4 protein-coding genes are annotated in these 8,603 nt (G+C 36.0%); all 4 read right to left on the minus strand.

Annotated elements, in window-relative coordinates:
* Positions 1-248: 248 nt before the first annotated feature.
* On the minus strand, positions 249-1,724 hold the full coding sequence (locus A8B35_RS05025; RefSeq protein ID WP_075602290.1) for a RagB/SusD family nutrient uptake outer membrane protein: 1,476 nt from the start codon (positions 1,722-1,724) through the stop codon (positions 249-251).
* 24 nt (positions 1,725-1,748) lie between these two features.
* Positions 1,749-4,766, minus strand: a complete 3,018-nt coding sequence (locus A8B35_RS05030; protein WP_075602291.1) for a SusC/RagA family TonB-linked outer membrane protein — start codon at positions 4,764-4,766, stop codon at positions 1,749-1,751.
* 14 nt (positions 4,767-4,780) lie between these two features.
* On the minus strand, positions 4,781-7,372 hold the full coding sequence (locus A8B35_RS05035) for a glycoside hydrolase family 2 (protein WP_075602292.1): 2,592 nt from the start codon (positions 7,370-7,372) through the stop codon (positions 4,781-4,783).
* A gap of 249 nt (positions 7,373-7,621) precedes the next feature.
* A partial coding sequence (locus tag A8B35_RS05040) for a glycoside hydrolase family 3 C-terminal domain-containing protein (protein WP_171973159.1) occupies positions 7,622-8,603 on the minus strand: 982 nt, incomplete at its 5' end.

Genomic DNA, 8,603 nt, shown 5'->3' on the forward strand with positions numbered 1-8,603 from the left:
TCACTAAAGCTATCCCAACCCGGTATGTGAACCGTTTTGGTATCGCTGCATGATAAAGAAATAAGCACTATTGCAAGAAAAGCTATAGAACTAATTTTCTTTTTAAATATCATAAATTTTCAAATTATTACTGTGTCATTTTTTGATTGTGTATGTATAAGAAGAAGGGTTAATAATGCTAGAAAAGACACTACATCTTTACTAGCATTTATTGTACCATTCTATTATAAATTCAGTTCATTTTAGAATTATTCTACAACAGGTTCTGTTAGGTTAGGATTTAAATCTTCTTGAGCTACAGGGATTGGTAAAAATTCATGTTCACCCTTAACAAAACCAGGTAGTTCGGTAGCTGCTTGATCTGTTCTAACCAAGTCGTGGAAACGATTACCCCATTCAACAGAAAATTCCGCTTTTCTTTCATTCAAGATATCTTCTAGAGTAGGAGCAGCAATAGGATCAAGCATTGCCCTGGCGCGTACTTCGTTTAACGGAGTAGCAGCATCGCCCGAAGTTCTTACTCTTGCTTCTGCATTCATTAAAAGAACATCGGCATAACGTAATAAACGGATGTTATTGTTAGAGCCATAATCGACTCGTCCAGGAGTCATTTGACTACTAGGTGTGTAAGCCTTTCCGTTATAATGCGCTTTTATATCAAGGTAGCTAGGCTCAAATAATGAAATTTCATCACCCGCAGGAGAAGTTGTGCCTGATTCTAATACAGCAACATCCCATCGAGTCGATTCTCCTCGATCATTTAGGAAGTTGATATATTCAGACTTAAGTAACATGAATCCCCAACCGGATATTGGTGCTGGATTATTTTGAGGTCCTTGATGTTGGAACCAAGCCCCTCCATAAACTTGCTGTCCATCACCTGATTCAAAATCAGTAAACTGAAATTCATACAAAGATTCAGGAGCCAGTTTACCCGGGATTTTGAATAATTGATAATACTCAGTTGTAAGTTGAATGCCAGCATCTCTTATGATCTCACTTGTGAGAGATTCAGTGGTTGCATAATCACCTTGATAAAGTGCCAGTTTGGCTTTTAGGGCCATGGCAGACCATTTTGTAGCAGCTCCTCTATGTTCTGTTTGTTCTGCAGGTAAGTTCGTAATACAAAAATCGAGCTCACTGTGAATTAGTTTTCTTACAGAGTCTAAGCTAAACCTGAAGGGGTATCCGTAGTTAACATCTTCTGGATCAATTAGAGGAATATCTCCCCAAAGGTTAGAGATAAAGAAGTAAGCTAAGGCTCTATGAAATTTTATTTCAGCTTCATACTGTAATGCAAGTTGTAGATCACTTTCTTGTGTAATATTCTCTCTGTATCTATTTAAAAGAACTTCATTATTATATGTAGTGAAAACAATCTGATATAAACCTTTCCAGCTTTCTTCAAGTGCCCAGAAATCTTTAACTGCATCATAATTAAAATTTTCAACATCTAAGAATCCTGCCTGATCAGCTTCTGAATTACCTCCTTTTGTAACATCGTCGCCCCTAACATTAAGTAATGGCCACATTTCCCATCGAGACATATTTTGTCTTGCATTTGCATATACACCAGATACCGGTCCGTACATTTGACTAATATTGGTATAATCAATCTCCTCTGTTGGAACTGTACCCTCTTGAACAACATCAAGCCAGTCGTTACAAGAGCTGAGTAGTAATAGAATTACTACTATTGATAATATGTTTTTATATATTTTCATTTTTATATTATTTAAGTTATTCGATTAAAATGAGATTCGGGCTCCAAGTGAATAAATAGAAGGAATAGGATAAACAGTTTCATCAATTCCTCCAGGAACTTCAGGAGTAAAACCATTTGACTTAAAGGAAGTAAAAGGCCTATCAGCATTAATATATAATTGAACAGCTGATAGTTTAGCTTTATTTACCAAGTCACTTGAGAAATCATATGATAAACGAATATTCTGAATCCTGAAATAGGATCCATCTTCGATATAGAAATCACTTAAACGTGCATTATTCCATGTGTTAAACATCCCTTTGGCAGAAGGGTAAGTATTAGAAGATCCTTCGCCCGACCAAACATTATCTGCCAAGTCTGCATCTAAGTTATTTATCGGATGTTTGTTAATATCCGCTCTTTTTCTATTAAATATTGATGCGCCTTGAACTCCTTGAAATGCTGCTGCTAATGTAAATCCTTTGTAACCTGCGCTAAAGTTGAATCCATAGGTAAAATCAGCATTTGGTTTCCCAATCAATGTTCTATCATCTGAATCTATCTTGCCATCCTTATTTAAATCTGAAAATTTAAGGTCGCCGGGCTCCAAACCATTCGCAACAGCAATTGGATCGTTATCAATTTCAGTCTGGTTTTGGTAAACACCATCTACCTTGTAACCATAGAAGGAGTATAAGGCCTCACCAACTACTGAACGTTGCGGATATTCAGCAGTACCTGTTTGAATGTATGGCTCATTACCTAAGTCTAGTACTTCATTTTTTATGGTGGTTAGGTTACCTCCTACCGAATACCTGAAGTCGCTACCCACTTTATCCGACCAACCAACAAGTATCTCTATACCTGAGTTACGTACAGAACCAGTATTTCTTAATATGCTTCCATTACCCATAGGTAAAACGGTTCTAATCACCATATCTTTAGTATCTCTACTGTAATAATCAGCCTCGAAGTTTAATCGATAATCAAGAAACTTAGTATCTATACCCACATTGGTTTCGTATACAACTTCCCATGCTAATGAGGAATAAACTGAGTTGTTTAACATTCCGGGTATTAAATTACTTCCACCGAATATACCAGACTCATTTAAACCTCCTGTTGTAATAGAAGCAAAACCATCATTTGCAGGAACTTTATCATTACCTAGCATACCCCACGAAGCTCTAAGTTTGAAGAAATCGAAACCTGATCCTCGTACTCCAGCAAAGAAATCTTCTTCTGAGATTACCCATCCTGCACCAACAGATGGGAAGTATCCCCACTTATCTTGATATTTAGATGAACCATCAGCTCTCATTGTTACTGACAATATGTATTTGTTTAAATAATCGTATGAGAATCGTGCAAATGCAGATAGTCCTTTAAATTTAGTACCTCCATCGTAAGATCGAGTTGTAGATTCATCCCCAGTATTGATGTATTCTTTATTCTGAACTCCTTGAGCTGTTCCTTGTAACCATCGGTGATTTTCTTCACGCACGGAGAAACCTACCATCGACTTTAAGCGGTGTCTATCCCATTGGTTGTCCCAAGTAATTGTATTATCCCAAACATAATCATAGTCCCAACGTGTTGTTTTACTTAGTTGGTTAATTTGTTGTATGTTATTCCCCGATTTATATTCTGGGGTATACAGAGTATTGGCCTCATATCGATAATCAATGTTTAATGCTGTTCTAAATTTGATATCCTTATTATTAAATGGATCAACTTCTAGGTAAATGGAAGGCATAAAGCGAGTTCCATCTGTTTTATTATCACCTCTGTAATAGGCGACAGCAGCGGGGTTGGTGTAATAAGTATCATAACCCAAATTATGTGGGTTGGCAAATTTTATAGGATAAGATTCTTCACTACTTTGTGTTTCGTCGTAAACCGGATAGGTTGGGGCATTTACATAGGCCTGAAACCATGCTTGGCTATCATCCGTCATTTTATCTTCATTGGTTAATAATGATGTAAATCCTATTTTAACCTTGTCGGAGATATCAAAATCAACCTTTGCTCTAAAGTTAATTCGTTCATATTCGCCGGTAGCATCCATTATACCATCTTGCTTAAAATAACCAGCACTAAAAGCATAGGCTGTTTTTTCGGTACCACCTGTTAGAGATAAGCTATGGTTTTGTATGGAAGCATTATTTTTAATAAGTTCCTCATACCAATCTGTTGATACAGAAGGATAGCCATTAGAACCGCCATAACGCGCAATTGATGCATCTATAAGAGCTGCTAAATCAGGATCTCCTGATGCTCTCATGAAATCAGCATATTGTTGTGAGTTAGCCATTTCTAACCTTTGAGATACATTCTGAACACCATAATAGCCATCGTAGGTAACTGTTGGTTTGCGATCTTTAGAACCACTTTTGGTTGTTATCAACACAACGCCGTTGGCTGCTCTAACTCCATAAATTGCTGCTGCAGAGGCATCTTTTAATATCGACATGGTTTCAATGTCGTTAGGATTTAAAAAGTTAATATCATCCAAGAACATACCATCTACAACATATAAAGGACTTGTATCTTCAAAGGAACCAACACCTCTAATGCTTACAGCAGGGCCATCTCCTGGAACTCCTGAACTTACAATTGTAACTCCTGGAAGTTTACCCTGAACTGCACCCATGGCAGAAGAAGTATTCATGGAAGTAATTTCTTCTGCAGATACGGTTGCAATAGGCGAAGTTAAATCTTTTGATTTACTTGTACCATAACCAATAACAACCACTTCTTCTAGGTCGCTGGCATCACTTTTAAGGGTTATGTTAAAGTTAGTTTGAGAACCAACGGTTATTTCTTGTGGCAATAAACCAATAAAGGAAATAACAATTACATCAGTAGCAAGAACTCCAGGGAGTTCAAAATGTCCGTCAAAATCTGTTGAGACTCCGGTAGTTGTTCCTTTTATAACAACACTAGCACCAGGCAAAGGGGCACCTGTATCATCATAAACATCTCCAGCAATATTTACTGGATCTTGTGCTAGAGCTATTTGCCCAAGCATGAATAGTAAAATGAGTGTTTTTTTAATCATGATAGGTATTTATTTTAACGTTTAAATATTAATGATATACCATTCAAGAATGGTTTACTGTTCTCGGATTCAAGCTTTAAAACAAGGCCATTGTGGCCACTATTTACTATATAGGTTTTTGTAAGTTTCGTTCTTCCTCCAACTAGTTCACTTGGAGTAAAGGCTTTTTCGATTAACATATCATTAATTGAGATGTTCATAGATTGTTTGGTAGTATTACTATGGTTTTCAACCCCTAGATCATAGGCGAGGGGTGGTCCAAAGCTATTTAAATCAGCGAAATGAAGGGTGAGTTCATAGCTGCCTGGTTTTAAGTCAAATTGGTATGAGAAATCTCCTTGTCTTTGTGTCTGATATAGTGGGTCGTTCAGGGTTCCCTTGATCTCAGCAGTTGTACCCGGACGATCTCCTAGCTCAAGAGCAGTCCCATTAATATAGCCCCAACTACCTTGTTGGTAGGGTAAATCAGGTAAGTAAACTTTAGACGACCCGTTCTCATGGAAATAAGCATCGCTACCACAGTTGATATGTATAGCAGCTTTATCAAGTGTAGATGAATGGCGTTTTATATAGTCTATATTTATTTTATACTGATCTTCAATAAGCTTTCCGTTCCATGACCCAGAAGCTGTTAAACTATTAAAACCTTTAGGCAGAGGCAAGTCCCAAGTGGCTATATAGTTGTTCGTTTTTTTCTTGCTAATAAATTGATTGTTTAGGTATAAGCTTACAGAATCTAAATTAGAGTATACTTTAATGGTTTGTATACTATCTGAATCTATCAAAGTACGTTTAGTCCAATCTCTTGTGGCTATATGAACTACAGGTGTTTCTGTGTTCAAAAATGCCTTTTGATAATAAAAAACATCCTTATGCTCTCGGTTGCCGTACACTAGTCCTTTGTTGTTTGTATGTGGCATTGATTCTTGGCGAGCAGCAGAGCTAAAATCAATAAGGTTCCACATTGCACCTCCCATAATAAAACTAGAGTCTCTAATGATGGGCCAATAATGTTCCATAAACTTCTGTTGGTATTCAATTGAGAAGTCAAATTTTCGAGGTTTTAGGCTGTGTATTCTTTTATCAGATCCTGCGCCAAATTCAGATATTATTAAGGATCTATTCGGATATTTACGATGTTCCTCTGAAATAAACTCTTCAAAATCACTAAGCTTATTTCCATACCACCCATTGTATAAATTCCAACCAGATATTTGAGCAACAGCGGATAGCTCAATTTCGTTATACAGTTGAGTGCCATGGTAAGCCATTACTGTGTACCTGCTTGGATCTAACTCTTTACACAACTTTTCTAATTCATGTGCGAAGTCAACAGTTGCTTTATATTGAGTTGATCTTTCACTTTTATCTTTAATGCGATGCGGAACTTGAATTATGGCTTCATTCATATAGCCCCACATAATGATAGACGGGTGATTGTAGTGTTGAAAGATCATCTCGTGCAAAGCCTGTTTAGCATTTGCTTTAAATTCACTGTTGTTATTAATAAGATCAACCACAGGAATTTCTTCCCAAACTAATAAACCCAATTCATCGCATGCATCTAAAACAGCTTTTGATTGCGGATAATGAGCTAAACGAATAAAGTTGCAGCCCAGTTCTTTCATCAGTTTAATATCATCAATGTGTTGTTGATCTGATAAGGCGATTCCAAAACCAGCTCTATCTTGATGACGACTGGCGCCCATTAACTTTATTGGTTTTCCGTTTAATATTAATGCATTGTTTTTATCCAAAGAGATTGTACGCCACCCAATATTGTTTGAAACTCGGTCAAGAGTTTCTCCTTTTGAGTTTTTTATTACTACCTCTAATTGGTATAAATTTGGATGAGATGGACTCCAAAGTTGTACATCTTTAATGCTTGGAAGATCATATTTAATTTTACTTTCTCCTGAAGGAATATTCTTTTTTATGGTGTGTATATATACTTGACTACCTTGAGGTGGGTATAAGTAGTAATTTATAGATACTTTAGTTTTTTTAGAAGTGTTATTATTTATCGATACATCAACAGAGGCATATATTTTATTTTCAGAATTTACTTTCTGTGATATTAGCACACCGTTGTTGCCATAATCAGAGATTCTAAATTGAATTTTATTTTTGGTAATAAACCAAACAGGACGGTAGATTCCACCAAAAATTGTAAAATCTCCTGATAATGGAGGGATATCAACATTTGTATTATTAGCAATAACTTTGATTGTATTATGCTCGCCATATTTAACAAGTTCCGTGATGTCAAGGTAGAAGCCTGTATATCCACCTTTGTGTGTATAGGCTTTTTTATCGTTTACATAAATATCTGCTCGTGAATTAACCCCTTCAAAATATAAGAAGTTATCTAATTCTTGATTTTGTTTTTTTACGAAAAAACGTTTCTGGTATGTTGCATCACCTCTGTAATAATTACTCGTAATATAGGCATCGGAATTATAATGATGTGGGAGGCTTACAATTTTTGAATTATCAGAACTTGCAATGTTAAAATACCAACCATCATTAAATGATGTTTTATTTTGGGCAAATATAGATTGGGTAACTATGATTAGAATTGAAATAATAATTAAGCTGTTTTTCATATGTAATCATCTTATATTATTATGAAATAGTTTCAATTATACTCAACAGTAATAGCTCTTTAAAAAGATAAGCAGTGGTATACAATTAGAGCATTAATGTAATTTAAGCTATTTATGGTTAAATGTAAATAGCTTTATGTAACATTAATTATTTGATTGTTTGATGTGTAAAGGGTTTATAATCTATACTGAATCCTATTATTAATGCAGCTCAGCTATATAAATAGCTGAGCTACAATAATTGATTTTTTATTTAAATGAGAAAGTTTTGTGATTACTTTCATCGCTAGAACTAGTGCTTACCCACACATTAAAGTCACCTGCTTCCACAGTTGGTTTAATGTTGTTATCTAAAAACTCAATAGTACTTTCGTCGATGGTAAATTCAACGGTTTTGGTTTCTCCTTTTTTAAGGGCAACTTTTTCAAAACCTTTTAGCTCTTTCACCGGACGCGTAACTGAAGCTACAATGTCTTGGATGTATAGCTGAACCACTTCTTCGCCATCGTAATTTCCATTGTTGGTAACATCAATGGAAACATTGATTGAGCCACCTTTAGAAAATTCAGCACTGCTCAATTTTAAATTGCTGTACTTATAGTTTGTATATGATAAACCATGACCAAATGGATATAGTGGAGTGTTTTCCACATCGATATAATTTGATCGGTAATCGGCAGGAGCATCATCGTTAAATGGGCGACCTGTATTTTTCATGTTGTAATAAATAGGCACCTGACCCACATTACGCGGGAAAGTCATTACCAATTTAGCCGATGGGTTGTAGTCTCCAGAAATGATATCCGCCACAGCATCACCAGCTTTAATTCCAGGATACCAAGCCTCAACTATGGCATCTACATTTTCAGCCTCCCATGATAAATCAAGCGGACGACCGTTGAATAATACCAAAACAATTGGCTTACCTGTTTTCTTCAGTTCTTTTAAAAGCTCGCGCTGATTTCCTGGAAGGGTAATTTCACTGCGACTAGCAGCTTCGCCCGACCAGTGGTAGTTTTCGCCCATTGCAACTAAAACAATATCGCTATTTTTTGCAGCTTTAACCGCTTTAGCAAATCCTTTTTTATTAGGCACATTTACCGTTGAAACTTTCTCTGTTGAACGATCGATTAATGGTAAATCAGTTCCTTTGGCATAAGAGAATTTTACTCTTGTATTGTTGTATTTAGCTTCTAAACCTTCGCGAACTGTTACTGATTTGCTGCGATTG

It is taken from the genome of Saccharicrinis aurantiacus (assembly GCF_001660705.2).
Classification (GTDB): domain Bacteria; phylum Bacteroidota; class Bacteroidia; order Bacteroidales; family Marinilabiliaceae; genus Saccharicrinis; species Saccharicrinis aurantiacus.